Genomic DNA, 24,806 nt, shown 5'->3' with positions numbered 1-24,806 from the left:
GGTTGTGGCCTCGACATCGTGTCTGGACCGATTGTCAGCGAAGCCGGGCGGCAGGGGTCACTCCGTAAGCCTCGCGGCATGTAGGGCGTTGATCACGACGGCGTACCTGCCCACGGCCTCTGGTGACTGCCGTGCTTGGTGGTAGGCCAGGCTCAAGGCATACCTCGTGGGTTTCGCGCCGCGGCCGAGCAGCCAGCGCGCCATCTGCACCTTTCCGCCGCCAATGGCCAGCTCGAGAGCTGTCCTGCCCCTCATCACGGCGTTGATGTCCGCGCCGTGCTCCAGGAACAAGACCACAATCTGCGGGTAGCCCTGCTCTCCGCTCGTCGCTGCCACCACCAGCGGTACATAGTCCACCAGGCCCTGGGCACCCAAAGAGGCCCCAGCGGCGAGCAGAGCCTTGACCACCTCGGCGTTGGGGAGCATCGCCGCCAGAAGCAGCGGCGTCAACTCCTCGTACTCCCCGGCCGGCCGACACGGATCCGCCCCCGAGGCAAGGAGCAGGCGGACGGTCTCGGCATGCCCCGCGCTCACCGCGAGTTCCAGCGCAATACGCCGGACACTGTTGCGGGCATCCACCCCGGCTCCCACGCCCAGCAGCCACGCCACCGCAGCTGCATCGCCGTTCTCCGCAGCCCGCGTCAGCTGATCTGTTATGTCCATACCCGGATCATCTCCGGCCGTCCGACTTCGTTGACGGACGGTCGCCGCGATCTCGGCCTTCAGCGTCCGCCATGCTGCTCGTTGTCGTTGTTGAGTTTCCCCCCGGTCGACGATGGCCTTCAGGGTCGTCATCTGCTGGTCGATCCGGGGGTGGTAGGCACCTGTTCCGCCTCGATGGGCCCGTGGGCCTTCCTGGCCGGCGATGCCGAGGAGGGGGGAGGACGCATTTTCCGGCTGGTCCACCGACGCGGACGCCGACGCGCCGGCCGAGTTGGAGGCCAGGGAGTTCGAGGTGCCCGTTGCGCCGGCTGACCGCGCCGGGCGCGAGCCCGTGGCGGTGCTGGGCGAAGTGCGGGCACCGGCCGTACTGGCCGCCCGGGTTGATCACGTGGTCGACAGCTGCCGCCGGAGGGCCACATGACCTGAGTCAGTGAAGGCCAGCGGGACCTGACCGGCCCCTGGAAGCACTTCAAGCAGCTCAGTCGGCCCGTACAGCGCCCCTGACGAGTGCCCCACCGGCCGGCCCGCGCGTGCTCAGGCGCCGGCCGGAGCCGAACCGTTGGAGTTGAGCAGGGTCAGGCCCAGATGGGTCAGTGTGTGGAGGGCGGCTTTCGCTCCCGGGTGAGGGCGGTCAGTCCGGCGCCGCGCAGCGTGGTGGCGTGCTCGCTGGCGCTGGCCGGCGAAATCCCGGCCCTCTGCGCGAGCTGCGTCGTCGTGCACGCCGGATGGTCGGCTATCACACACAGTACGACCGCCCGGGTGCGCCCGAGAAGCGTTGACAAGGTGACCACCTGCACGCAAGAGGGAACGGACATCACCAGCCGAGCCAACTGCTGGACAACACACTTCTGAGCTCTCCGCGGCGCCCGGACCGGATCCCTTCCCGGGCCGGTCGGGGAGGGGAAGGGACTCCGTCGCTGAAGTGCCGGGACATCACATTGTCCGGTTTTTTCTCCTCTTTGTGTCTTCAAAGGGGACTTGGGGGCGCTCATGCTGAATTCAGCGGGCGATTTGGCTGTTTCGTGGGGGAGTGGATGTGAGCTGCGCAACGTGCCTGCTGGGGTGCGTTGTTGTTGCAACAGGGAAGTGGGAGGATCACCTCCGTTTTTACTGTTACTTGAGAAAGACTCTCAGTGAACCAACCTTCCATATCCCCGGCGGGAGAGAATTCCTCTCCGGCTGCCGGGGTGCGGGCGCCATGGCGGCTCAAGGCCGTCGCAGGCGCCACGGCGGCCGTCCTCGCCGCCCAGGCCGTCCTCATCGCGCAGGCGACGGCCGCCCCCGCCCCCGCCTCGCCCGCGGCCCCCGCGGCCAAGCCCGCCCTCGGTCCCGCCGAGGCGCAGGACGCGGCCACCGCACACCTCCTCGCCCGGCTGCAGAAGCGCCGCATCGAGATCCTGGACGAGCGCACCGACTCGACCACGACGTTTGCACAGCCGAATGGCAACACGACCGTCGAGAGCTACACCGGCCCCATACGCGTCAAGGACGCGCAGGGCAACTGGAAGCCGATCGACACCAGCCTCGTCGACACCGGCGACATCGTGCGCCCCAAGGCCGCTGCCGCCGATGTCGCGCTCTCGGACGGCGGTTCGGGCGAGACCCTGGTCAAGGTCGGCCGCGGAAAGCACTCCCTCGGCATCGGCTGGGAGGGCAAGCTGCCCGCTCCGCAGCTGAAGGGGTCGACGGCGACGTACAAGAACGCCGTTGCGGGTGGGGGCGACCTCGTCGTCACCGCCCTGAAGGAAGGTTTCTCCCACTCGGTCGTCCTCCACGAGGCGCCCAAGACGGCCGTGGAGTACCGGATCCCGGTCGAGGCCACCGGCCTGAAGCTCACCGAGACCGCCGACAAGCGGCTGCGCTGGAACGACGCGGCGAACTCCGCCAAGGCGACCGCCCCCGCCCCGGTCATGTGGGACTCCTCCTACGACCGCGCCTCCGGCGACGCCGAGCACATCGCCCCCGTCGAGGTCGAGATCGAGCAGGCCAAGAACGGCAAGGGCCAGGTCCTGGTGCTCAAGCCCAGCCTGACGTTCCTGAACGACCCGAACCTCACCTACCCGGTGACCATCGACCCCACCGACTCGCTCATGGGTCCGGTCACCGACACCTGGATCCAGTACGACGACTACCTCACCAGCCAGCGCGGCTCGACCGAGCTGAAGGCGGGTACGTACAACGGCGCGGAGAAGGCCCGCTCCTTCCTCCAGTTCAACGTGGACAAGTACAAGGGCAAGCAGATCCTCGACACGGACCTGCGCCTGTACTCGTACTACTCCTCCACCTGCGCCACCACCGGCTCCGGCAACCAGGTCCGCCGGATCACCGCCGCCTGGGACCCCGCGGCCATCACCTGGACCAACCAGCCCGGTGCGACCGCGACCGGGGCGGTGACCTCCACCGCGGCCAAGGGCTACAGCACCTCCTGCCCGGCCGGCCACGTCTCCTGGGACATCGACGCGATCGTCCAGGCCTGGGCCGACGGCCAGCCGAACTACGGCGTGCGCATCGCGGCCGTCGACGAGACCGACATCCTCACCTGGCGCCGCTACCACTCGGCGAACCAGACCGACGGATCGCACAACGCCACGTACGAGCCCTCGCTGACGGTCAACTACAACACCAAGCCGGGCGCCGCCACCCCCGTCTCGCCGCTCTCCGGAGCCGTCACCTCGGACACCACTCCGACCCTGACCGGCAAGGCCACCGACGCGGACGGCAACACGGTCCAGCTCACCTACGAGATCTGGACCTCCACCGGCACCACCGTCCTGCAGACCGGCAAGTCCGCGTTCACCGCCTCCGGCGTGGCCGCCCCCTGGACGGCGGCCACGGCCCTCGCCCCGGGCAGCTACAAGTGGCGTGCCGCCGTCTACGACGGCAACACCTGGAACGGCACCTGGTCCGCCTGGCAGACCTTCACCGTCGACACCGTCAAGCCCGGCAACACCGCCGTCTCCTCCGGCGACTTCCCGGCCGGCGCCTGGTCCGGCACCCCGAACGCAGCCGGCGACTTCTCCGGCAGCTTCACCTTCACCCCGCCCACCAGCGACGTGAAGGACATCCAGTACAAGCTGGACTCCGGTGCCTGGGTGACCGTCGCGACGACCGGAGCCCCCGTCTCGAAGACGCTCCTCTTCAAGGCAGGCCCGCACACCGTCACCGCGCACACCCGTGACGCCGCCGGCAATGCCTCCGCCGACGTCACGTACGCCTTCTCGGCCGGCAAGGGCGCGGCGCTGACCTCCCCCGCCGAAGGCGACCGGCCCGCGCGCCGCGCCGTCCTGATGGCCGAGGGCAAGACCACGTACACCGGAGTGCGGTACCAGTACCGCCACGGTGAGGCCGATGCCTGGAAGGACGTGCCCGCCGCCGACGTCCGGCGCAGCTCCGACGGCACCGCCGTCGCCGGCTGGCCCGTCGCCGTCACCGGAGGCAAGCCCGCCTCGCTGTGGTGGAACGTCACCGACACCCTCAGCAACGACGGCTCCGTCGACGTGCGCGCGGTCTTCACCGACGGCACCACCACGGACGCCTCCCCGGAGGCCGCGGTCGTCGTCGACCGCAACGCGGGCGAGGCACCCTCCGCCCAGGTCGGCCCCGGTTCCCTGAACCTGCTGACCGGCGACTACAAGCTCGGCGCCAAGGACGTCCAGGCCTTCGAGGTCTCCGTCAACCGGACCGCGTCCTCGCGGGCCAACCCGGCGGACTCCGAGGGCCAGGCAGCCATCTTCGGCCCGGGCTGGGTCTCCTCCGTCAGCGCCGAAACCTCCGGCAGCGGCTACACCCAGCTGCGCAAGACCTCGGCGACCTCCGTCGAGATCCTGACCGCCTCCGGCGACTCCACCGCCTTCACGGCCACGGCCGGCGGCGGCTGGGAGCCCGAGGCGGGCGCCGGCACGCTGACCCTGACCGGTTCGCTGACCGGCACCACCTTCACCCTGAAGGACACGGACGCCACCGTCACCGTGTTCGCCAAGGCGGGTCCGGCCGCCACCACCTGGACGATGGCCACCTCGGCCGCAGCCGCCGACGACTCGACGGTCACCGTCGTCTCCGAGACGGTCACCCAGGGCACCGACACCGTCGCCCGCCCGAAGTACCTGATCTCCCCGACCGAGGCGGTCCCGGCCGCGACCTGCCAGGCCACGCCCTCCACCAAGGGATGCCGCGTCGTGGAGTTCGTCTACGCGACGACCACCACGGCCACCGGCTGGTCCACGGCCGCGGACTTCGGCGACTTCGCCGGCCAGGTCAAGGAGATCAAGCTGTGGGCCACCGACCCCGGTGCGTCCACCGCCCGTGACGAGGCGCTGTCCAGCTACCGCTACGACAAGAGCGGCCGGCTGCGCCAGCAGTGGAACCCGCACTACTCGCAGGGCACCCAGGTCCAGTACTCCTACGACGCGGGCAACCGGGTCTTCTGGATGATGTCGGGCGCCGACCAGCCGCTGAACTTCCACTACGGCAAGGCCGGCTCCTCCCTCACCGCCGGCGAGGGCATGCTCCTCAAGGTGACCCGCGCCGCCCTCAAGCAGGGCACCGCGAACACCACCGAGGGCACCTCGACCACCACCGTGGTCTACGACGTCCCGCTGACCGGCGCCAAGGCGCCGCACCAGATGGGTGCCGCGGCCGTCAACACCTGGGCGCAGGACGAGGTCCCGGCCGACGCCACGGCCGTCTTCCCTGCGGACTCCGTCCCCGCCTCCTCCACCGGCTCCGACCTCGCCGCCGACGGCTACGGCCGGGCGACCGTGACGTACGTCGACGCCAACGGCCGCGAGACCAACACGGCGACCCCGGGCGGCGGTCTGTCCACCACCGAGTTCGACGGCTACGGCAACACGGTCGGCTCGCTCAGCGCCGCCAACCGCGCACTCGCCCTGGGCACCGGCCCCGACGCCGCCGCGACGCTCGCCGCGCTCGGCCTGACCGGCCTGCCCACGGCCGAGCGTGCCGAGCGGCTGTCCACCACCTCCGAGTACACGGCCGACGGCCAGCGCATGACGCACGCCTATGGCCCGGTGCACCAGGTCACCCTCGGCAGCGCCGTCGCAGCCTCCGGCGGCAACCCGGCGCTGCCCGCGGGCGCGCAGGTGGCCGCCCGCTCGCACACCGCGTACCAGCACGACGAGGGCCGTCCCGCCGACGCCGCCGTCTCCGGACAGGTCACCTCCTCGTCCACCGGCGCCGCGATCGACGGCTACGCCCAGGACGCCGATGTCCGCACCACGGTCACCACGTACAACTGGGCGACCGGCGAGGAGATCGCGAACAAGGACCCCCAGGGCACCCAGCTGGGTGCGACCCGCTCCACCTACCGTGCCGACGGCAAGCTGGCCTCGACCAGCCTCGCCGCCTCCGACGGCAGTGACGCAGGCACGCTGAACTACACGTACTACACGGCCGACGGCACCGGCACCTGCGCCGCCCGTCCCGAGTGGGCCGGCAAGCTCTGCAAGACCGCTCCGGCCGGTGCCATCACCGGTGGCGGCAGCAACCCGGCCGAGCTGGCCACGACCGTGTACGCGTACAACCGCTGGGGCGGCGTCACCTCCACGGCCAAGACGGCCAGCGGCGTCACCCGCACCAGCACCGTCACCTACGACGACGCCGGCCGCCGCGTGAAGTCCTCGATCGCCGGGGGACTGGGCACCGCCACCCCGGAGACCACCTTTACCTTCGACGGCGACACCGGCCGGACGCTCACGCAGTCCGCGGGCGGGAAGACGGTCACGTACGCGTACGACACCCTCGGCCGCCTGATCTCGTACAGCGACGGCTCGGGCAACACCACCACGACCGAGTACGACCTCCTCGACCGTCCGGTGAAGTCCTCCGACTCCACCCAGGCCACCAGCACGTACGGCTACACCGCCGAAGGCGACCTGGGCACCCTGACGGACTCCGTCGCCGGCGCCTTCACCGCGCAGTACAACGCGGACGGCAGGCTCGTCTCGCAGGCGCTGCCGGGCGGCTACAAGCTGAAGGTCACGACCGACCCCGTGGGCCGGACGACCGGCCGCGAGTACACCGACGCGAGCGGCACCACCGTGCTCGCGGACGTGGCCGAGTACCGCATCTCCGGCCAGCAGGTCGGCCGTACCCAGACCGACGGCACCACGGTGTCCACGGACTACGCCTACGACGCCACCGACCGGCTGACCCGAGCCGTGGACACCACCGGCTCCGGCTGCACCAGCCGTGACTACGCCTTCGACGGCAACCGCAACCGCACCTCGAAGTCGGTCACCGGCGACGACTGCGACCCGGGCACCGCGGACGCGGTGACCACCGACACGTCCTACGCGTACGACAGCGCGGACCGCCTGGTCGGCGCCGGCCGGGCCTACGACGCGCTGGGCCGCACCACCGTCAAGGACGGCACGACGCTGGAGTACTTCACCGGCGACGTGCTGCGCACCGAGACGGTCGGCACCCAGCGGCGCACCTGGGACCTCGACGGCGTGGGCCGCATGGCGGTCGCGACGACGCAGGCCCGCGCCGAGGACGGCACCTGGTCGGCCACCGGCACCGTCACCCAGCACTACGGTGACGAGTCCAGCAGCCCCGACTGGGCGGTGAACAGCGACGGCACGGTGACCCGATTCGTCAACGACATCGCCGGCTCGCTCGGCGCCGTCACCTCCGGCGGGGGAGTGGTGCTGCAGTTCGCCAACCTGCGCGGGGACGTCTCGGTCCAGCTGGACCTGGCCGCTCCGGCGAACTCGGTCGTGCAGCGCTACGACGAGTACGGCGTTCCGGTGGACGGCACGGGCGCGGCCCGCTACGGCTGGCACGGCAGCGCACAGGTCTCCAGCGAGACGCTCAGCGGCCTCTCGCTGACCGGCGTGCGGGCGTACGAGCCCGGCACGGGCCGGTTCCTCCAGGCCGACCCGCAGTACGCGGGCGCCACGAACGCCTACTCCTACTGCAGTGGCGACCCGGTCGGCTGCCGTGACATCAGCGGCACCGCCAGCTACTACGTGTACTACGACCTGGGCCGGACCAGCGCCTCCGACAAGTCGGTGTTCAAGTACTGGAAGAACCACTTCAAGGCGGTCTTCCCGATTCCCGGACGCCCCAACAAGATCACGCACGAGGGCCAGAAGTTCACGCTGTGGCCGGTGATGTGGGGCATCGAGATGTACTTCCCGCTGAACGTCAACAGCATCGGCAAGAGCTACCTGCAGCTCGGTGCCCGCTTCGGCCACCCCGACTGGCCGGGCGGCTGGATCGGCTTCGACCTGTACAAGTCGAAGGGCCGGATGAAGCTGGAGGTCCGCGGCAGGCTCGGCGGCCTGGCCGCCATCTGCAACCGGACCTGCAACGAGAAGGCCGGCCGGAAGTACTGGGACAAGCTCGGCGCCAACCTTCGCAAGGTGGTGCGCGACAAGTTCTAGACCCGGAGCCCCGCTCCGTCTCTGAACATGTTCAATAATGGAGCGGGGTAGGCCCGCGACCCCTTCCCGGGGCCGCGGGCCCCTCCGTACTCTCGATACCCCCCGAGCTGTTCCACCGAAAGACGGACCACCGCGATGAGCCCGACCGCCCGCCCCGCCCGCTCCGCGCACACCCCGCGGAACCTGGCCCTGGGCTACCTGGTGCTGATGGCCGCAGCCGGCCTGGCCCGCGGCATCGCCGGCGCCTCCGCCGACGGCTACCTGGCCGCGCTCTACTTCCTGTCCTTCCCGGGCTCGCTGCTGGTCACGGTGTTCGCGATCCTTCCCCTGAACGCCCTCCTGGGGACCTCGGCCCCGGAGACCGCGAACCCCTTCGGCCCGATGGTCTACCTGGTGGGCGGTGCCGCGGTGAACGTCCTCCTGCTGTGGGGCACGGCGAAGGCGGTACGCTGCCTGCGCGGCTGACGGGTGACCTTCGCCCCCGGGCCACGGCGTTGCGCCGCTCCCGGTGAAGCTGGCGGTCGCTACTGGTTCCGGGTCTGCCCGTTCGACGATGCCGGGCGATCAGGCACCAAAGACATGGTGCGAGTCTTGAAGGTGCCGCTTTCGCCGTTACAGCTCCAGTGCAGCACTACATGCCAGGTCACGGCGTAACGGTTCACCTGTGCTGCCACGCCGATCCGCTCGGGGTCCGACGCGGACACTTTGAAGGGGAAGTCCTCCCCGCGCGGCACCACGACCGGTGGATCCTGATCGAGGTCTACGTCGAACGCTCGCACCGAGAACGACGACCTCACAGCACCGCGATTTTCCACCGATGGTGGAAGCTCGCGGGTCTCGACCACGGCCTCAAGGCCCTCCAGGATCACGGCACGCTGCGTGGGTGCCTCGACGGTCAGAAGGGCCACGACGTAACCCACCGGCACGTTGCGCCGCCACATATCGCCCACCACGTCGCCGTAGTTGACGCCCTTCTCACTGACGGACACGACGATCGGGGAGCCCCCCGAAGTACCGAGCACCAGTTCGCGCCCTGCTTCCAGCCCCCTGTCCGTGGCACGCGTCACGACGCCGGCGATGGCGGCGGCGACACCCGCCAGCACAGCGCCGACGATCCACGCCCCGGCTGTCGGGACAAACAGAGCCAGGACGGCCGCGCCTGCCACGACCAACCCAGCCAGCGTCCAAACAATCCACCTGCGCTCCATGATGGTCTCCCCCTACCGCCGTGTACCGGACCACCACCCTCCACTCGGCAGGTGCACTGCCACCAACCATCCCGAGGGCGGCCACCGCAATCCGGGGCGTCACACCTCCGTCGCCCCTGCCGCCGACAATGCACCACCCGCCGTGCCCGGGCCAGCCCCGTGCACCGGATGCCGCCACTGGGATGCCTCTCCATCACCGGCTCAGCCCCCTGCCGTGCTTCCCGGCTCCAGGACGCAGAAACGGCACCGCAGCAGTCGTGCAGCGCCCCGCAGGCGGGCCGGCCACGACAAATCCATCCGCAGGCTGCCCGGGTGCCCTTGCGGGTGATGCGCGGGGTGATGTGCCGTGACCGGGGATCAAGCCGGTTGAGACGGTTTCTAAGGGCTGTCCACGCCGGCGGCCTGCCGCGCGGGTTGGGCGTTCAGGAGCCGGCGGTAGGGGCCGTCGTGGCGGACGAGTTGGTCGTGGGACCCCTGCTCGCTGATCTCCCCGTTGTGGAGGACCAGAATCAGGTCGGCTTGCCGGACGGTGGACAGCCGGTGCGCGATGACCAGGCAGGTGCGCTCGCTGAGGAAGGGACGCAGTGCCAGGTGCAGGGCGCGTTCGGTGGCGTTGTCCAGGTGCGAGGTGGCCTCGTCCAGGACCACGATCTGTGGCTCCCACAGCAGCATGCGGGCGATCGCGAGTCGTTGGCGCTCGCCCCCGGAGAGTCGGACGGCGCGGTCGCCGAGCACGGTGTCCAGTCCTGCCGGGAGCCGTTGGACCAGATCCATGGCCTGGGCGGTCGCGCAGGCGGCCAGCAGCTGGTCGTCTGTGGCGTCGGGGCGGGCCAGGCGGAGGTTGTCGGCGATGCTGCCGTGGAAGAGGAAGGGCTCCTGCGTGACGACGCCGATGTGGCGGCGCAATCCGTGGAGGGAGAGATCGGCGATGTCCTGACCCCCGACCTCGATCCGGCCGGCGGTGGGCTCCCACGAGCGGGTGAGCAGCCGGGCGAGGGTGGACTTCCCGGATCCCGAACCGCCCACGATCGCCACCGTCATGCCCGGCTTGGCGGTGAAGGTGACGTTGCGCAGCACCGGGAGCGGTTCGCTCGCTTCCCCGCCCTCTCCCTCCTCGCCGGCCGTCGGGGCCGCCCGTAGGGACGCGGGGGTGTTGCGCTGCGGCGGAGGATAGGAGAAGGCGACGTCGAGGAAGGCCACGTCGGTCCCGGCGACGTCACGGGCGCCGGGGCGGTCGGCGATCAGGGGCGCGAAACGCATGATCTCTCGGACCCGGTCGAAGCTGACCAGTCCCCTGACCAGTTCCAGGCGGCAGACGGGAAGGGCTGCCACCGGTCCGTACAGGAGCGTGAGCAGGCTCGCCATTGCCACGAGGGTGCCCACGGACATGGTGCCGCCGCTGACCATCGCGCCGGCGCCGACGTAGACCGCGGCGGTTGCGGACGTGGTCGCCACAGTCAGCGCCGCTCCGATCCGGGCGTCCAGCAGCGTGCCCCGCATCATCGTCTCGCGTAGCCGCAGCGCCGCGGTTCGGAAGCGGGTGGCCTCACGGGGGGCTGCGGCGAAGAGCCGGATGGTCTCCGCGCCACCTGCGCTCAGCTGCTCGGCAGCCAGCGAGTCGAGGTCCGCGGTGGCCGCCAACTGCCTCTGGGCGATGCCCCGCAGCACGCTGCCGGCATGCGCGGTCAGTGCGTACACCACCGGGATGAGCACGGCGGCGGCCAGCGCGATCCGCCAGTCGAGGAGGAACAGCGCGAAGCCCGTCACGGCGAGCGTCACCAGGGAGGAGACGGCCGTGCGCAGCGTACGGGCGATGAGGTCGTGGACGCCCTGGACGTCACCACTCAGCCGGGAGACCAGGGCGCCGGCGCGCGCCGCGCTGAAGAAAGCGTCGGACTGGCCTTGCAGGTGCTGGAAGAGGTCACAGCGCAGACGTACGGTCACGTCCTCGGCGAGGCGGACCACGAGCCAGCGTTCACCCAGCGCGGAGCCGGCGGCCAGCAGGCCCGCTGCCACCAGGGCGGCCCCCAGTACGTAGACGCGGGAGAGGTCTCCCCGTAACGCGCCTTCGTCGATGAGGCGTTGGGCGATGAAGGCCGGGAGCACCGCTGCCGCCGCGTTCACGGTGATGAGCAGGGCCGCCAGGACGACCCGGCCGCGGAGGCGGGCGAAGAAACGGGTGAGGGACGCGTAGGAGTCCTCGGGTGCCATGGGCGGGTCCCCTTGTCTAAGGCGGCGTACGGTGAACAGGTCGAGGGCGTACCGCAGGCGGAGGACGGGGTGGCACGCAGGGCGTCCAGCGGGCGGCGTGCCGCAACAGGGCGCGCGCTGAGTGGAGGGCGTACGGCCGCTGGTGTGCGCGGCCGTACGCCCTCGGCTCACTCCCTGTCAGCGTGCGACGGTGAGCCGTTCAGCACATGAACCACGAGGCGCCACTGCAGTTGAACCAGCTGCCGCCGCTGGCCATCTGGGCCTCGGTCTCCTCGCGCTGCGTCAGGCCCTGGAGGTCGTACATGCTCATCGTTCGGCTCCTTTGGTCCGGCCTCGCCCCGCACGGTACGGAGGGAGGCGCTCTTCCCCGGGCCGGTCGACCCGGGAAACTCGTGGGTTGGGCTGGGTTGGGCTGGGCGGGGCGTCACTGGAGGAAGGGCAGGCTCACCGGCCGGCCGTGGTGGGTGACGCCGTGGGCCGCTGCGAGGGCCAGCAGCACTCCGGCGCTGCCGGACGCCAGGTCCATCGACAGCCGCAGCAGTTGGTTGCCGGGGAAGGCCAGGTGGCCCTGCCAGTGCAGCCGGTGCCAGTTCAGTGCCTGGACCTGCTGGGCGAGCGCGTCCGGTGGTTGGGCCGCGCCGGCAAGGTCGGCAGGGTCGCCGGTGGCGTGGAAGAGGACCATGCCGGCGCGTCCGTCGAAGAGGCCGCTGAACGCGTAGAACGAACTGCGGGCCGCGCCCGCGGCGGCGTGTAGTGCGTCGGCCAGTTCCGGCTCCGGGCGGTGCCTGAGGTAGCGCCGCAGGGCGAAGCCGATGCCGACGCTGCCGGTGTTGAGGTAGGGCACCACGCGCCAGCCCTCGTTGACCTTCAGGCTCCCGGTGGTGTCGGTGACGCAGCGCCGCAGGTCCAGGCGCAGGGCGGTGGCGGCGGCGTCGAGCCAGGAGGGGTCACCGTCGGCTTCGAACATGGCGGTCAGGAACAGCGCGGGGCCGCTGGCCCCGCGCATCAAGCCGACCTGTCCTGTGCCGGTGACGGCCTCCGCTCGGGCGTTCCGGGCGGCGACGCGGCGGCTTACCAGGGCGGCGATCCGTTCGGCGGCGGAGCGACAGAGCGCGCTTTGGCCGTGCTGGGCGAACGTGAGCAGGTTCAGGCCGATTCCCGACAGGCCGGAGTACAGGCTGCTGTCGAGCTGTTCGGGGTCAAGGTGTGCGGTGCGTTCGACGAGGGCCAGTGCCTGGTCCAGGTGTCCGAGCTCCCACAGGGTGTGGGCGATGCCGTGGGCACCGTCGTAGAAGCCCGGTGGCATCCGCCGATCGGCTTCACGGGTGCGCCGGGCCAGCCACGCGGCACCGTCGGGATCGGCGGCGGTGCCGCTGACATGCCGTGCCCACAGGACGCCGGCGGCGCCGTGGGCGAAGCCGAGTCCACCGTGTGCGGTGAACTGCTCGATGTCGCCGGGGAAGAGCCGGTCGGTGCGATCCGGGGTGCTGCTCGCGCTGATCGCAGCGGCCAGGGAGTCCCGGGTACGCGGCCACGCGCCCGGGCTCAGGGCGAGCAGATCGCGGTCGCGACCACCCGGAGGACTCGTCGGGGGCGGTTCGCCGCTCAGCACGGCAACTGTTTCGTCGAAGTCGCGGCGCGGGAGGTCGAAGGTGGCGGCGATGAGGTCGGCGAGGTCGTGTGCCTTGTCGTGGTCCAGCCGCAGCAAGGTGGTGAGAGGCATGAAGAGGGCCAGGCGCAGCGCGGCCAGTGCGTAGTGGTCCACGGCGAAGCCCTGCCGGTCTCCCGGCGCGCCGAAACCGGGGTGCTCCAAGGTGGGGCGCCGTGGCTGTTCCACGGGGGCGCTCACCTCGAGGTCGACGAGGACCACGCGCGGCTGCGCCGTGTCCTCGTGCACGATGATGTTGAAGGGGTGCAGGTCGCCGTGGACGATGCCACGGTCGTGGATGTCCTCGATGGCCTGCGCCACAGCGCTCCACACGCTCTGAGCCCACCGGCCGTACGAGGCGTACTCCGCCGGGGTGCTGCCCGGCCTCATCAGCGGATTGCGCCGCCCGAAGCAGTCGTTGAGGGCCACGCCGTCGGAGAACTCCTCGACGAGGTACTCGTTCTCGCCGAGCGTGCGGTAGTCCACCAGGGCCGGCACGCACGGCAGGCCGCTCAGCCGCTGGAGGACGTCGCGTTCATGGCGCAGCCGGGTGACGGCGTCCTGCTGCGCGGCGTCCAGGCCGGCATGCCGCCGGGCCTCCTTGACGATCAGCTTCCGGCCGGTGGCCGGGGCCTTGGCCTCGTAGACACCGCCGCCGTTCGAGAAGTGCAGGGCACGCACAATCTCGTAGGGGAAGGCGTCGACGGTCAGCCGTCCCCTGCGCTCCAGTTCCGGCTGAAGCAGGGCAGGGACCGTCACCCACGGCGGGGTGCGGAACACCGGTCCGCGGGGGTCGGGTACGAGGTGTCCCTGCGGGTCCTCGATGCCGGAGTGGACCTGCCCCGCGTCGTCGGCGTAGGGGCGGTGGAGGAAGGAGCCGTACCGCACGTAGAGCGGACCTTCGCGCCAGCGCAGGTCGCTGAGGATGTACGGGCCGGGCCATCCGTCCAGGAGTGCGCCGAGGCCTTCGAGCACCCGCCGCAGCTCCTCCTCGTCGGCCGGGTAGACGGTGACGAGCTTGCCGCTGCCTGCCCGGTCGGTGTACTTCGAGTTCTTCATCAGGTACTGCAACGGACCCGTCACGATCTTGAAGGGCAGCTGGCGCGCGATGCAGTAGTCCCACACTGTGGCCGCCGTGGCCTGCGCGTTCTGCGGTGTCGCGCAGGCATGTACCTTCCAGCCCTGGGAGGGCATCGGCGCATGCTGCGGCGCATACGAGCGCCAGCCCTCCAGGTCGATTCGCCGCCAGCCCTTCGGCAGCGGACGGCGGTGGATCTCGAACTCGTCACCGCTGCCGTCGCCGGGGGCCAGCGTGTCGTAGAACACTGGGTCGACCAGACAGAACTCCTGGTACCGCGCGTCCATCGTTCCCCCGATTCCTCTTCACGACCGGCTGACGACCGGTCATGTCGCCCCCCGTACACGCGGCTTCGACGGCCGCTGCCGTGCCCGTCTCCTGGGCCGGTGAGAAGGACACTGACATCCGGTGGCTGAACAGACGCTGAAGGTTGCTGAGGCTTCTTCAGGTGGGCTTCAGCGATCCTGCGGGATGGATGCTGTTCGCCATGCGGATGCTCGCCGAGCTTCTGCATCGGGGTCTGACCGGTGAGGGCTTCGCGGTGGACCCTGACCTGCGCAAACGGCGTGCCGAGCCCGCCACAGCGGGCGGCGATGACGGGGACACGGTCACGGGGACACGGTCACGGGGACGCGGGCATGGAGGTGGACACGGGCAGCCGGACGGTCAGACGTGCGCCCCGGGGGCTGTCGGTGACGGCCAGGGTGCCCTGGTGGAGAGTGGTGATGTGATGGGCGATGGCCAGCCCGAGCCCGGTGCCTCCGGTCTGTTGGGTACGTGAGTCGTCGAGACGGGTGAAGCGTTCGAAGACGCGGGTGCGGTGTTCGGGTGCGATGCCGGGGCCGTCGTCGAGCACCTCGAGTACGGCCTGGCGGCGCTCCGGGTCGTGGCCAAGGCTGACGGTGATGCTGCGACTGGCATGGCGTACGGCATTGTCGAGGAGGTTGCCGAGCACCCGGGCGAGCAGCGCCGGGTGACCGTCCACCAGCAGGGCACCGGGGCCCACGGACGTGGTCAGGCGGAGGGGGGTGGGCGGGTGGCGGCGGGCCGTCTCCTCGCAGACCAGCTGGGCGAGATCGACCGGCCGGCCCGGGCGCCGGAGCGTGCCGTCGGCATCGAGGCGCGCGAGCAGCAGCAGGTCGGTGGTGAGGTGCTGCAACCGCATGGTGTCTCCCAGCGCGCCGTGCACGACATCGGGCCAGTCGGCCGCCTCGGGCCGGGCAAGGGCGATCTCCAGCTCGGCGCGCAACGCGGCGAGCGGGGTGCGGAGTTCGTGGGAGGCGTCCGCGGTGAAGCGGCGCTGCTGTTCCACGGCCCCCTGGAGGCGGTCCAGCGTGGCGTTCATGGTCTGTGCCAGCCGGGTGATCTCGTTGTCGCCCCGAGGTACGGGAACACGCCGGTCGAGCTGGTGGGCACTCAGCTCCGCGAACCTCGTCCTGATCGCCTCCACCGGCCGCAGCACCCGCCCGGCCCCGAACCATGCACTCCCCGCCACCAGCGTGCTGACCCCCGCCACGCCCGCGCCGAGCCGCCACAGGAAGGAATTCAGCTTTGCCTGTTCCGGCTCCAACGGCTTGACGGTGAACACCACGGTCCGGACCCGGGGATCGCCGATGGTGGCCACCCGGAACGGCCGCGAACCGCGGGCGGGGTCCGTCCAGGGGCGCAGGGACAGTGATCCGCCGCGCGGAGGTCCCAGCCATGCCGTCCACCCCGGTACCGAGGACGGCTCGCACCACTGCCAGAAGCCCTGGTGCGCCTCCGGCAGAGCCGGTTCCATGGCGCGTGCCTCACAGGTGGTGATCTCCCGTGCCTGATTGGAGGCCCGGTCCGCGACGGCGGCGGTGGCTTCGCGCGCCTCGCGCAGCAGCGAGTCCCGCACCGACACGGCGGCCACTGCGGCCCCCGCGCTCATGGGCAGGGCCACCAGCACGGTCGCGAACAGTGTCACCCGGGCCCGGATGGTCAGCGGCCGTAGCCGGCGCCGCAGAGCCCGCCGGGTCATCCACGGATCCGCTCGTCGTCCATGCGGTAACCGGCACCGCGCACCGTGTGGATCGTACGCCGCCCGAACGGAGCGTCGATCTTGCGGCGCAGTGCACTGACGTAGACCTCGACGACGTTCACGTCCCCGTCGAAGCTGTGGTCCCACACATGCTCCAGCACCTCGGTCTTGGCCACGACCTCTCCGCGGCGGCGCGCCAGGTACTCGAGCACGGAGAACTCCCGGGCCGTCAACGGCACCAGGGATCCCGCGCGGTAGCAGCTCCGTGTCGCCGGGTCCACCTGTAAGTCCCCCAGCTCTATGACGGCGGGCCGCTCCCGCTGGCCCCGGCGTACCAGCGCGCGGAGCCGGGCGACCAGCGCGACGTACGAGAAGGGCTTGGTGACGTAGTCGTCGGCACCGGTGTCCAGGCCCTCCGCCTCGTCCAGCTCCCCGTCCTTGGCCGTGAGCATCAGCACCGGCACCCACACCCCGGCCTCACGCAGCCGCGCACAGACCCGGAACCCGTTCATCCCGGGGAGCATCACGTCCAGCACGACCACGTCGTAGTCGTTCTCCAAGGCCAGCTCCAGACCGCGCGGCCCGTCATGGGCCACGTCCACCGCGAAGCCCTCGCCGGTCAGCCCCCGCCTGAGCAACTCCGCCAGCCGCAGATCGTCCTCCACCACCAGAATCCGCATGGCCTGAGCATTCCGCAGAGTGGCTGAGAGCAACCTGAAGGGACCCTCAGGAACCTTCAGCTTCCGCTCAGCCTCTCCCTGCAAACCTCGTCACCACGTCGGCGGCACCGGCCCGTGCCAACGCACGGCTGATCGACCCGAGGAACGGCACCTGGCCAACTGTTGCCGAGAAGGAGTCGCCGGGGCCAGAAGTCGCCTTACCGGCGGACAAGTCATACCGAAACACTGCCAGTTCAGAACGAACGGAACTTCGGGGGAAGGCCGTGAGGGAAGGGCCACACGACCGCCGCGACGCAAGACACAGGAGCGCCGGACGACAGCCAACTCCGGCCCGTCGGCACTGCCGACGATGCGGTCCCTGCCGGCACCACATCCACCAGGCGAGCCATCACGGCCCACTCCAGCCCCCGCGATCCGCCTGACGCACGCCCTGAACGAGACCGGTCTCCCGCACCAAGTGGATGGACGCGCATCGGGGGCGGAGGCCGGGCCCGGATACCCGAGTCGAGGAAGGCCAATGAAGCGTCACACAGTGCACAAGCTCGGAAGCATCGCCGTGGCCGCCATCTCGATGGCGGCAGTCTCCCTGTCCGCCGTCCCGGCCGCAGCCGTCACGCCGACTGCCGCAACGAGCGACTCCGCCGCCGCGGCGGTCCCCATATCCCCCTCCGAGGTACGCAACTACACCTGGTTCAACCAGAAGACCGACGCCGATCCACACAAGGGAGTCGTCGAACACGTGGGCCGTCTCATTGACGCCGCATCGCCCGGTGCAACGCTCTCCCTCACCATCTACTACTTCGACAGGATGGAGATCGTCACCGCCCTCAGCAGGGCGGCGGCGCGCGGAGTCCACGTCCGCGTCGTCGTCGACGGCAACATGGTGCACGACGCCAACCCCTACTACGCAGGGCTCAAAAGGATCCCTTCAGCCACGATCGTGGAATGCGATCAGCGGCGGACAGGCGGAGAGCCGGTCCGCGGCTGCATGAGCAACCGCATGGGCGCCGAGCGGCCGGTCATGCACAACAAGTTCATGACCATCTCCCGTGTGCAACTGCGCGGAGGAAAAACCGCGGAGAACGTGCTCTACGTCTCCTCCGCGAACCTCGACCCCTACAAGGCCTACGAGAGCGCCCTCACCATCACCCACGCGGGCCTGTACCGGGACTACCTCACGTACTTCAACGACCTCATGCGCCACGGCAAGAGCCAAATCGTCAACGAGGACTACGGCAAGGACTTCAGCGCCGGCCCACACCGCCTCTACACGTTCCCCCGCCAGAGCGACGATCCCGTCGCCGACGTCCTGCGGCGCACCCGCTGTTCCTCTTCCGGGCCGAAGACACGCATCGACGTGGCCAACTTCAGGATTGCGCGGCGGGCCGTGGTGAAGGAACTGGTGGACATCGCACGTAAACGGGGATGCGAGGTCAGGGTCGTCACCGGCGACGGCTCCATGCCGGGGGTGCCGATTCTGGACAAGGTCATCAACGTCCGGCTCTGTTCCCACTTACAACCCGGGCAGATCCCGGTCCACGAGAAGTTCTTCATCGTGCGCCGGGGATCGCAGACCACCCTGTACGTGGGCAGCCAGAACCTCACGACCCGGGGGCTGCGACAGAACGACGAGGCCGTCCTCGCGCTGCGGAACCATCCGGTGACCGCGGCGTACCAGAAGCGGTTCGACGACCTTCACAAAGAATGCCCCCACGTGGAACCCCGTCTGGACGCAGCGCCCACCACGAACCCCGACGGCGAGGAGTAGACCCTCCGCCTCCGCGCACGGGACATGGAATTCTCCGCTGCCGCGGTCAGGTCGTCACGCGGCAGCGGAGAGCGGGTCTGTCAATCGAACGACCGCCTGGGTATCGACCCGTTCCGGCTCCACCGCGGCAGCTGCCGCGACGGCGAGAGCATCACCACCGCACCGGCGCCGCCGACCGACTGGACGCGGGTACGCCGCCTCGATGACCCGGCGCCGGCGCCTGCACAACGTGGGCACGTCCAACCGGGACCTCGCCACCCTCCTCGGCGTCCACGAGCACGACATCGACCTCGACCAGCTGCCCAACCAGCCGCCGCACGTTGTCCTCGAACTCGCCCGGCGCACCTCCTGCAGGCTCCGAAGCGGCCATCACGAAATGTGGGCCACAGCCTCGAAAATCCCCACCCCTTGCTTGGGGTGGGACAGACCTGCTCGCCGAGATTCCCCACCCGCCGTCGCGGTCACGCACCCCCCGCCTCATGCGGTCCTGACCTGTGCGGCACAATCGCGGTCAACTGGTCGGGCAGCGGTGAGGGGTGGGGACGTGGGACGTTTTGACTCGCGAAGCCGACGTAAGGGCATACCGAACGAGCCGGCGCTCGTGGCTGCGGCTGCCGAGAATCCCGGTGGCAGCGTCGCCGAGATCGACCCAACGTATATCGACGACCCGAACGGCTACGTACCTCCCGAGGCAATCCGCGGCGCGTGGTTGGTGGACAGCAGCGGAAAACTGACAGGTGAGTACCAGGAGAATCCCCGTCACGGGGTGCCCCAGGACGACTTCAGCAAGCTCACCGATCCTGATCACTGGCTTGGCTGGCTCGGCGACAATCCCGCGACCGCCGTCCGGAAGGGCATTGAAGAGTCCTTGCGCGCCCAGGTGGCGGACGCGGTGGTCGAGTGGGTCAAGATCCTTGAAACGCCCCGCTTCCTCACCGGTGGGCGTCGACGTTCTGATGACGAACAGGTCATGTTGGTCACCCGCGCGGCACTCGCCGCGCCGTTCGCGTTGTCCGTCCGCACAACGCAGCACGGACGCTCCATCCTCCTGGGGGTGTTCTCCTGGGCGGCGGTGAACCTGGCACCGCCCGAAGCCCGCAAGGATCGGCACTGGTTTGACCTGGGCGCCGGTCTGGACTGGGCCGGTGAACGGCTTCAAGAGCGGATCTACGAGATTGACGGTGAGGGCGGCACTGCCGAGCGGTAGAGCGGCCATGCCACTCCGTACCGCCGGGCAGGGCCGATACATGACACCGCAGGCACCCTTGGCGGGCAGGAGCCGTCCGAACCCTCAACTGTCGGGCGAACCCGCCCCTCGGTTCACCGCGCAACCAAGTGGGGGAACACTAGCCGCGCTGAGGAATTTCAGGCTCTGACCGGAGTTCCGTGAACGGCTGGCTGGGCACCTCGCACGCCGGTGGGACCCGCAGCACGGTGACTCCGTGTACTGGTTGACTATGCGTCGTGACGGCTGCGGAGCTGAAGTCGGAGGTCAGCGGCACCCGTCTTCGTCGCGAAGCGCCGCGATGTACTTGGTGGCCACGACGCGGCTGCCGCGGTAGCCGCGTTCGCGGATCTCACGGAGAGGGGCTGCGGCGTTCATCGCGCCCCGTGGAAGCGGTGTTGCAAGTACCCGACACCCTCGCGGACGATCCGTCAGCCACCCTGCTGCCCTACGCACCATCGCCCCCGCTCAGCTATGAAACGCTCCGGCGGATCTCCCGACAGCCTCGCCACTCAACGACGGGCTGCGGGCTGTGAGTATCAGGCTCAGCCACCAGTCGGTCGGTATCAGCTGTTCGTGCCGGCGGCAAAGGGCGTCATCTGCCACTGGTCGATTGCGGGCTTGAGGTACTCCATCAGTTCGGGAAGCTGCGGGACCAGGGTGAGGGTGGCGATGGCCCGCAGCATGCCCAGGGCGTTGACGAAGGCGAGGACCTCCTCGTCGAGCGGCCTCGTGCCATTGCGTTGTGCGCCGCGGTTGTAGGCAGCTTTGTGCTCGGGTCCGAGACCGGCCAGGTCCCACTCGACGGGCCCCAGGGTGATCAGTTCGAAATCGGCATAGAGGTCACCGTCCACCGCGTTGAAGATGTTCACGGGCGGGCAATCGCCGTGGATGGGTTGGAGGTCGACGCCGGGGAACTGAGCCTCGAAGGCGCTGCGTGAGCGTACGAGTGGTTCGAGGAATTGCCATTCGCGGCGGGCCCGGTCGAGCTCGGCCGCTCCGATCAGGTCGGGATGCCGGTCGAGCAGGGCGAGGCTGTCCGCGATGGACTGCGGGTCGGCCGCGGACAGGAACTCCAGGCGGCGGCCAGGGTAGGCGCGCAGTGCCGCGTGCAGGTCGGCGACGCTCTCGGCGTTCGCGACGTAGTCGGGTTCCTTGTCCCGGGCCTCCTCGACGAACGGCCAGAACGTCATCGAGAACCCGCCGCGCTGCACGGGTTCGCGCGGCACGAGCGGGCTGGGCGCGATCACGGGGATCTTCTGGTCGGCCAGCCATCGTGTGACATCCAGCTCGTCCTGCTGGCGGCGCGAGAGGGCGGCCAGGTCGTCCGGGCGGGGCAGGACGGTGGGAACCCGGGCCACGACCGGCGAGGGGCCAGGTGGACGACGACCGAGAAGACGTCGTGGAGCACCCCGGGCTCGGTGACGGTCAGGCCGAGCCCACGCCCGGCCGCGACGGCTGCCTCGACGGCGGCGGAGGTGCAGTCGGCGCGCTGTTGTGGTGTCAGGAAAGTGGTCATGGATTATGGATCCCTTGTGTCAGTGGATCGATGGATGTCGAGCGATTCAGGGCGGGACGGACCGGACCGGGTAAGCGCCTGCGGCCGGCGTGCAGTTCCAGCTGCTCGGCTTCGAAGCGCGCACGGAAGTCGCGATCGTGCGAGACCGCGACCACCGCCCCCGGGTACGCCGCGAGCGCCGCCTGAAGGTCCTCGACCAGGTCGAGTGCGATGTGGTTGGTCGGCTCGTCGAGGACGAGGAGGTCCGCGGGCCGGGTCACCAGGGTTGCGATCTGCAGCCGCCGCTGCTGTCCCACGGACAGTGCGGCAACCGGGACGTGCAGGTCCTGTTCGCGGAACAGGCCCAGGGACAGGAGCTGTTCGGCGTACTCGTCCGGCAGCCCGGGCCGCCCGGCGGCGAACGCGGCGAGCAGCGTCAGCCGCGTGGCGTGCGCGGGCATTTCCTGGGCGAGGTAGCCGATCCGGGCGGGTCGGCGCGCCGTGCCCGCGTCCGGCTGAAGGTCGCCCGCCAGGACGCGAAGCAGCGTCGTCTTGCCCGCGCCGTTCTCGCCCGTGACAAGCAGGCGCCCGCCGGGCTCGATTGCCAGGAGCCCGTCCAGCCACAGCCGTCCCCCGACCCGTACGTTGTCGAGCTCGGCGAGCGTGCCCTGGACCGCGCCGCGGGCTGCCGACGGCAGCGCCGTGGTGAACCGGAGCGGTACCGGCGGCTCCGTCACCGGGTTGCGCCGCAGCCAGTCCAGGCGCTCCCGCACCGAGCGCACCTGCCCGCCGAGCTTCGCCTCGCTGGAGCGGCGGTGCTTGCCGAAGCCCTGCTTCGGGTCGCGGCCGGTGGTGGCCAGCCTCCTGCCTGCGGCCTCCAGCAGCTCCTGCGTGCGGGCCACCTCCTCGACCCAGTCCGCGTACCGCTGCTCCGCTCCGCGCCGGGCGGCGGCCTTCGCGGCGCGGTAGCCGGCCCAGCCGTCACCGTACCGGCGCACGGTGCACTCGTCCCGGTCGACCTCGAGGATCGTGGTGGCAATGCGCTCCAGGAACCCGCGGTCGTGGGTGACCGCGACGACGGTGCCGCGGTGTGCGCGCAGGCGTTCCTCCAGCCAGCGCACGGCCGCCGCGTCGAGGTGGTTCGTCGGCTCGTCCAGGAGCAGCAGTTCGGGGGCGGCGGCCAGGACGCAGGCGAGCGCGAGGCGCGACTGCTCGCCGCCGGACAGTGAGCCGAGCAGGCGCTCCCGGGTGATCCGGGCCAGCCCGAGCCCGTGCATGGCGGCATCCACACGGGCGTCCGCCTCGTATCCGCCGCGTTCCTCGTAAGCGACCAACAGCTCGCCGTACGCGGCAAGTTCCTCGTCCGACGCGTCGGCGAGGGACCCCTCTGCGGCACGGAGCCTTCGCTCCATATCGCGCAGTTCGGTCAGAGCAAGGTCGACGGCGTCCTGCACCGTGCAGTCCGCATCGAGGTCGAGGGTCTGGGCGAGGTGGCCGGTTCCGCCGGGAAAGCGGACGGTGACCTCCCCGGCGTCCGGCGTCTCGACCGTGGCGAGCAGCCGCAGCAAGGTGGACTTGCCGGAGCCGTTCTCCCCGATGACGGCGGCCTTCTCGCCCGGCCGGACGGTAAAGGAGACCTGGTCGAGGACGGTCCGGACGCCATACGACTTGGTGACGGACTTGACAGACAGCTGCGCCACAGCGGGGACGGTGGTGGGCAGGGCGGTATCAGCGCGGTCACGCATAGGACTTTCCCTGGGATACGAAGGGTCTACGGGCAGCAGAAACGGCGGCAGGGGCCGTGCCCGGACTCAGACGAAGAAGAGGAAAGCCATGACCCCACCGTAACAAGACGAATCGTCTCGCCACAATGTGTGCGGGGCGTGAAATCCGCGATTCGCAGCACCCCGCCCGTCCGGGGACGGTGAGGCATGAGAAGCCACTCATCGGCGCTCGGTGCTCTGCACTCGGCCGGGCCGTATCCGCGAAGGTCCGCGGGCGGGACACGGCAGCGGTCGTCTCCAGGTTGAGGCGCTTGTTCACGTCCAGGTGGAAGGTGCCGTACGCGTTGACGTTGGACCAGAACAGCGCGGTCAGACCGCGCCGATCCTCATCCGAGAGCGTTTTCGGCCGCGCCGGTTCGGCCACTACCTGCTGCACCAGCAGAGTGTCGACGTGCACGAGCGCGGACTGCAGCAGATGCAGCGCGAGCACCGAGGTTCCGGCGTGCTCCTTCCGCGCAAAGCCGGGACACCACCCGACCCCGCCAATACACTCACCACCCCCAGGCCGCTGACCAGCACAAACACCGAAGTCCGGCTGGAGTAGCCCGGCGCCCCGCAGCCGTCCGCTCACGTCGTGCCGGTGGAGCGCCGGACACCGTTGGAGGGCTACCGCTGTGCGATCGCAGCGCACCGCCAGGCAGGGCGGCCAGAACAACGAATCCTGCAATTCAGGCCGGCGTTGAGAGGCAGATCCGGGAGGCCGTGCGTGAGCCTGAGACGCTCCTTGCGGATGGGTACCGAGGCAACCCGGCTGCGCGATGGCCGGCAGCGCGCGAGTAGCTCGCCGTAGCCCCGGCGCGCCGAGAAGGCCGGGCTCACCCCGCTGCCGGTGCCGTCGCTGTTCAGCTCTTGCGGGTCAACGGTTGCCCGGAGAAGCGCACCCCTGCCAGGCCATGGGCCATGAGGTTGCGGATGTTGCCGTGGTCAGTGTCGTTCGGCGCCGCCAGCACGCTGCGATAGTGCTCACCGAATGCCAGCAGCGCCTCTTGGTCGCTGAGCCCTTCGAGCAGGGCCAGTCCCAGCGTCTTGCAGGAACCCTCGTTCTCACCTGCGGCATTCTCCAGTTCCCCGTTGTGGAACGCCTGCGGCTGGTATGCGTAATGCGCGGTGATGAAGGCCAAGGTGTCGGTGAACTCGTGCTCACCTGATGCGAGGCTTGCCCGCAGCGAGTTCAGATCAGTCATGTCGGTTCCCTTGTGTTGGACAGACGAGCCGATTGCCGTCCGTGACCGGGGGACGATAGCCCCTTCAGGCCATCCGGTAGGGATCGGGCCACATGTCGGAACGAGCGGCGTCTCCGCAGGTCACGATGTGCGTCTGTGTGACCCGTCGAGAGCTGGTTTCGGTTGTGGTCACGATGCAGAGCATCGTCCACCGAGTGGACTACACGATGCTCTGCATCCGGTGCACACCAGCTGCCGGTGGAGTCCTGGTGTCGGATCCGAGGCTGTCGGGTTTCAAGGGTTCAGATCGTGGCGATACGGCCTGTCGGCAGTGGGGCTGTGGCCCCGTCCGCCCGTGGGCCGCGCCGATGCGGACGAGAACAACAGAGAATGGCCTACCGGTTCCCCCGCTCCGTCGGTAGCCTGGCCGCTGCCTGTGATCGATTGCGCAACACAGACGTCCAGAATC

The 24,806-nt window shown here is 70.0% G+C and carries 16 protein-coding genes; 4 read left to right on the top strand and 12 right to left on the bottom strand.

From position 1 onward, the window contains the following. Window positions 1–57: 57 nt before the first annotated feature. Together ABT123_RS33780 and ABT123_RS33775 are read right to left on the bottom strand one after the other, a co-directional pair. Window positions 58–795, bottom strand: coding sequence for an ankyrin repeat domain-containing protein (locus tag ABT123_RS33780; RefSeq protein WP_351321768.1), 738 nt, complete (start codon window positions 793–795; stop codon window positions 58–60). Between the two features lie 458 nt (window positions 796–1,253). Then, a complete protein-coding gene (locus tag ABT123_RS33775) occupies window positions 1,254–1,478 on the bottom strand; it encodes a winged helix-turn-helix domain-containing protein (RefSeq protein WP_351321766.1) in 225 nt (74 codons plus the stop codon). Window positions 1,479–1,796: 318 nt separating this feature from the next. Between ABT123_RS33775 and ABT123_RS33770 the strand changes: the two genes are divergently transcribed. Then, window positions 1,797–8,069 carry a DNRLRE domain-containing protein gene (locus tag ABT123_RS33770; RefSeq protein WP_351321764.1) on the top strand — a complete coding sequence of 2,091 codons (6,273 nt, stop codon included), beginning with the start codon at window positions 1,797–1,799 and terminating at the stop codon, window positions 8,067–8,069. A gap of 135 nt (window positions 8,070–8,204) precedes the next feature. Further along, entirely contained in the window at window positions 8,205–8,534 is a 330-nt protein-coding gene (locus tag ABT123_RS33765) for a hypothetical protein (RefSeq protein WP_351321762.1), read from the top strand. 59 nt (window positions 8,535–8,593) lie between these two features. Here the strand turns inward: ABT123_RS33765 and ABT123_RS33760 are convergent, their stop codons facing one another. From ABT123_RS33760 to ABT123_RS33735, 6 genes are all read right to left on the bottom strand, one after another. Beyond that, window positions 8,594–9,277 (bottom strand): hypothetical protein, encoded by a 684-nt coding sequence (locus ABT123_RS33760; protein ID WP_351321760.1) that lies wholly within the window; start codon window positions 9,275–9,277, stop codon window positions 8,594–8,596. A 378-nt stretch (window positions 9,278–9,655) separates the two neighbouring features. Continuing rightward, complete coding sequence (locus ABT123_RS33755) at window positions 9,656–11,488, bottom strand: ABC transporter ATP-binding protein (protein ID WP_351321758.1); 1,833 nt, start codon at window positions 11,486–11,488, stop codon at window positions 9,656–9,658. A gap of 199 nt (window positions 11,489–11,687) precedes the next feature. Next, window positions 11,688–11,798 (bottom strand): SapB/AmfS family lanthipeptide, encoded by a 111-nt coding sequence (locus ABT123_RS33750; RefSeq protein WP_351321756.1) that lies wholly within the window; start codon window positions 11,796–11,798, stop codon window positions 11,688–11,690. Between the two features lie 114 nt (window positions 11,799–11,912). Continuing rightward, on the bottom strand, window positions 11,913–14,501 hold the full coding sequence (lanKC, locus tag ABT123_RS33745; protein WP_351321754.1) for a class III lanthionine synthetase LanKC: 2,589 nt from the start codon (window positions 14,499–14,501) through the stop codon (window positions 11,913–11,915). A gap of 335 nt (window positions 14,502–14,836) precedes the next feature. Then, window positions 14,837–16,219, bottom strand: a complete 1,383-nt coding sequence (locus ABT123_RS33740) for a sensor histidine kinase (protein ID WP_351321752.1) — start codon at window positions 16,217–16,219, stop codon at window positions 14,837–14,839. Then, window positions 16,216–16,899 carry a response regulator transcription factor gene (locus ABT123_RS33735; protein ID WP_351321750.1) on the bottom strand — a complete coding sequence of 228 codons (684 nt, stop codon included), beginning with the start codon at window positions 16,897–16,899 and terminating at the stop codon, window positions 16,216–16,218. The genes ABT123_RS33740 and ABT123_RS33735 overlap by 4 nt, the downstream gene beginning before the upstream one ends. A 517-nt stretch (window positions 16,900–17,416) precedes the next feature. Here ABT123_RS33735 and ABT123_RS33730 point away from each other — a divergent pair. Together ABT123_RS33730 and ABT123_RS33725 are read left to right on the top strand one after the other, a co-directional pair. Beyond that, window positions 17,417–18,667 (top strand): phospholipase D-like domain-containing protein, encoded by a 1,251-nt coding sequence (locus ABT123_RS33730; RefSeq protein WP_351321749.1) that lies wholly within the window; start codon window positions 17,417–17,419, stop codon window positions 18,665–18,667. Between the two features lie 544 nt (window positions 18,668–19,211). Beyond that, window positions 19,212–19,874 (top strand): hypothetical protein, encoded by a 663-nt coding sequence (locus tag ABT123_RS33725; RefSeq protein ID WP_351321747.1) that lies wholly within the window; start codon window positions 19,212–19,214, stop codon window positions 19,872–19,874. 584 nt (window positions 19,875–20,458) lie between these two features. Here the strand turns inward: ABT123_RS33725 and ABT123_RS33720 are convergent. The 4 genes from ABT123_RS33720 to ABT123_RS33705 form a co-directional block, all read right to left on the bottom strand. Beyond that, complete coding sequence (locus tag ABT123_RS33720; RefSeq protein ID WP_351321745.1) at window positions 20,459–21,253, bottom strand: phosphotransferase; 795 nt, start codon at window positions 21,251–21,253, stop codon at window positions 20,459–20,461. A gap of 154 nt (window positions 21,254–21,407) precedes the next feature. Beyond that, window positions 21,408–23,135, bottom strand: a complete 1,728-nt coding sequence (abc-f, locus tag ABT123_RS33715; RefSeq protein WP_351321743.1) for a ribosomal protection-like ABC-F family protein — start codon at window positions 23,133–23,135, stop codon at window positions 21,408–21,410. Beyond that, window positions 23,128–23,745 carry a Tn3 family transposase gene (locus ABT123_RS33710; RefSeq protein WP_351321741.1) on the bottom strand — a complete coding sequence of 206 codons (618 nt, stop codon included), beginning with the start codon at window positions 23,743–23,745 and terminating at the stop codon, window positions 23,128–23,130. The genes abc-f and ABT123_RS33710 overlap by 8 nt, the downstream gene beginning before the upstream one ends. A gap of 271 nt (window positions 23,746–24,016) precedes the next feature. After that, on the bottom strand, window positions 24,017–24,358 hold the full coding sequence (locus ABT123_RS33705) for a HopJ type III effector protein (protein WP_351321739.1): 342 nt from the start codon (window positions 24,356–24,358) through the stop codon (window positions 24,017–24,019). Window positions 24,359–24,806 lie beyond the last annotated feature (448 nt).

The organism is Streptomyces sp. NPDC002054, from assembly GCF_040296685.1.
Classification (GTDB): Bacteria; Actinomycetota; Actinomycetes; order Streptomycetales; family Streptomycetaceae; genus Streptomyces.
Note: the sequence above shows the minus strand (reverse complement) of the source record. Positions and strands in the feature narration are given on the sequence as shown.

What these genes read in the sequence shown, in the direction of transcription:
- ABT123_RS33780 (WP_351321768.1), bottom strand. Translation starts at nt 795, where the DNA reads ATGACGACCCTGAAGGCCATCGTCGACCGGGGGGAAACTCAACAACGA.
- ABT123_RS33775 (WP_351321766.1), bottom strand. Translation starts at nt 1,478, where the DNA reads ATGTCCGTTCCCTCTTGCGTGCAGGTGGTCACCTTGTCAACGCTTCTC.
- ABT123_RS33765 (WP_351321762.1), top strand. Translation starts at nt 8,205, where the DNA reads ATGAGCCCGACCGCCCGCCCCGCCCGCTCCGCGCACACCCCGCGGAAC.
- ABT123_RS33760 (WP_351321760.1), bottom strand. Translation starts at nt 9,277, where the DNA reads ATGGAGCGCAGGTGGATTGTTTGGACGCTGGCTGGGTTGGTCGTGGCA.
- ABT123_RS33755 (WP_351321758.1), bottom strand. Translation starts at nt 11,488, where the DNA reads ATGGCACCCGAGGACTCCTACGCGTCCCTCACCCGTTTCTTCGCCCGC.
- ABT123_RS33750 (WP_351321756.1), bottom strand. Translation starts at nt 11,798, where the DNA reads ATGAGCATGTACGACCTCCAGGGCCTGACGCAGCGCGAGGAGACCGAG.
- lanKC (WP_351321754.1), bottom strand. Translation starts at nt 14,501, where the DNA reads ATGGACGCGCGGTACCAGGAGTTCTGTCTGGTCGACCCAGTGTTCTAC.
- ABT123_RS33740 (WP_351321752.1), bottom strand. Translation starts at nt 16,219, where the DNA reads ATGACCCGGCGGGCTCTGCGGCGCCGGCTACGGCCGCTGACCATCCGG.
- ABT123_RS33735 (WP_351321750.1), bottom strand. Translation starts at nt 16,899, where the DNA reads ATGCGGATTCTGGTGGTGGAGGACGATCTGCGGCTGGCGGAGTTGCTC.
- ABT123_RS33730 (WP_351321749.1), top strand. Translation starts at nt 17,417, where the DNA reads ATGAAGCGTCACACAGTGCACAAGCTCGGAAGCATCGCCGTGGCCGCC.
- abc-f (WP_351321743.1), bottom strand. Translation starts at nt 23,135, where the DNA reads ATGCGTGACCGCGCTGATACCGCCCTGCCCACCACCGTCCCCGCTGTG.
- ABT123_RS33705 (WP_351321739.1), bottom strand. Translation starts at nt 24,358, where the DNA reads ATGACTGATCTGAACTCGCTGCGGGCAAGCCTCGCATCAGGTGAGCAC.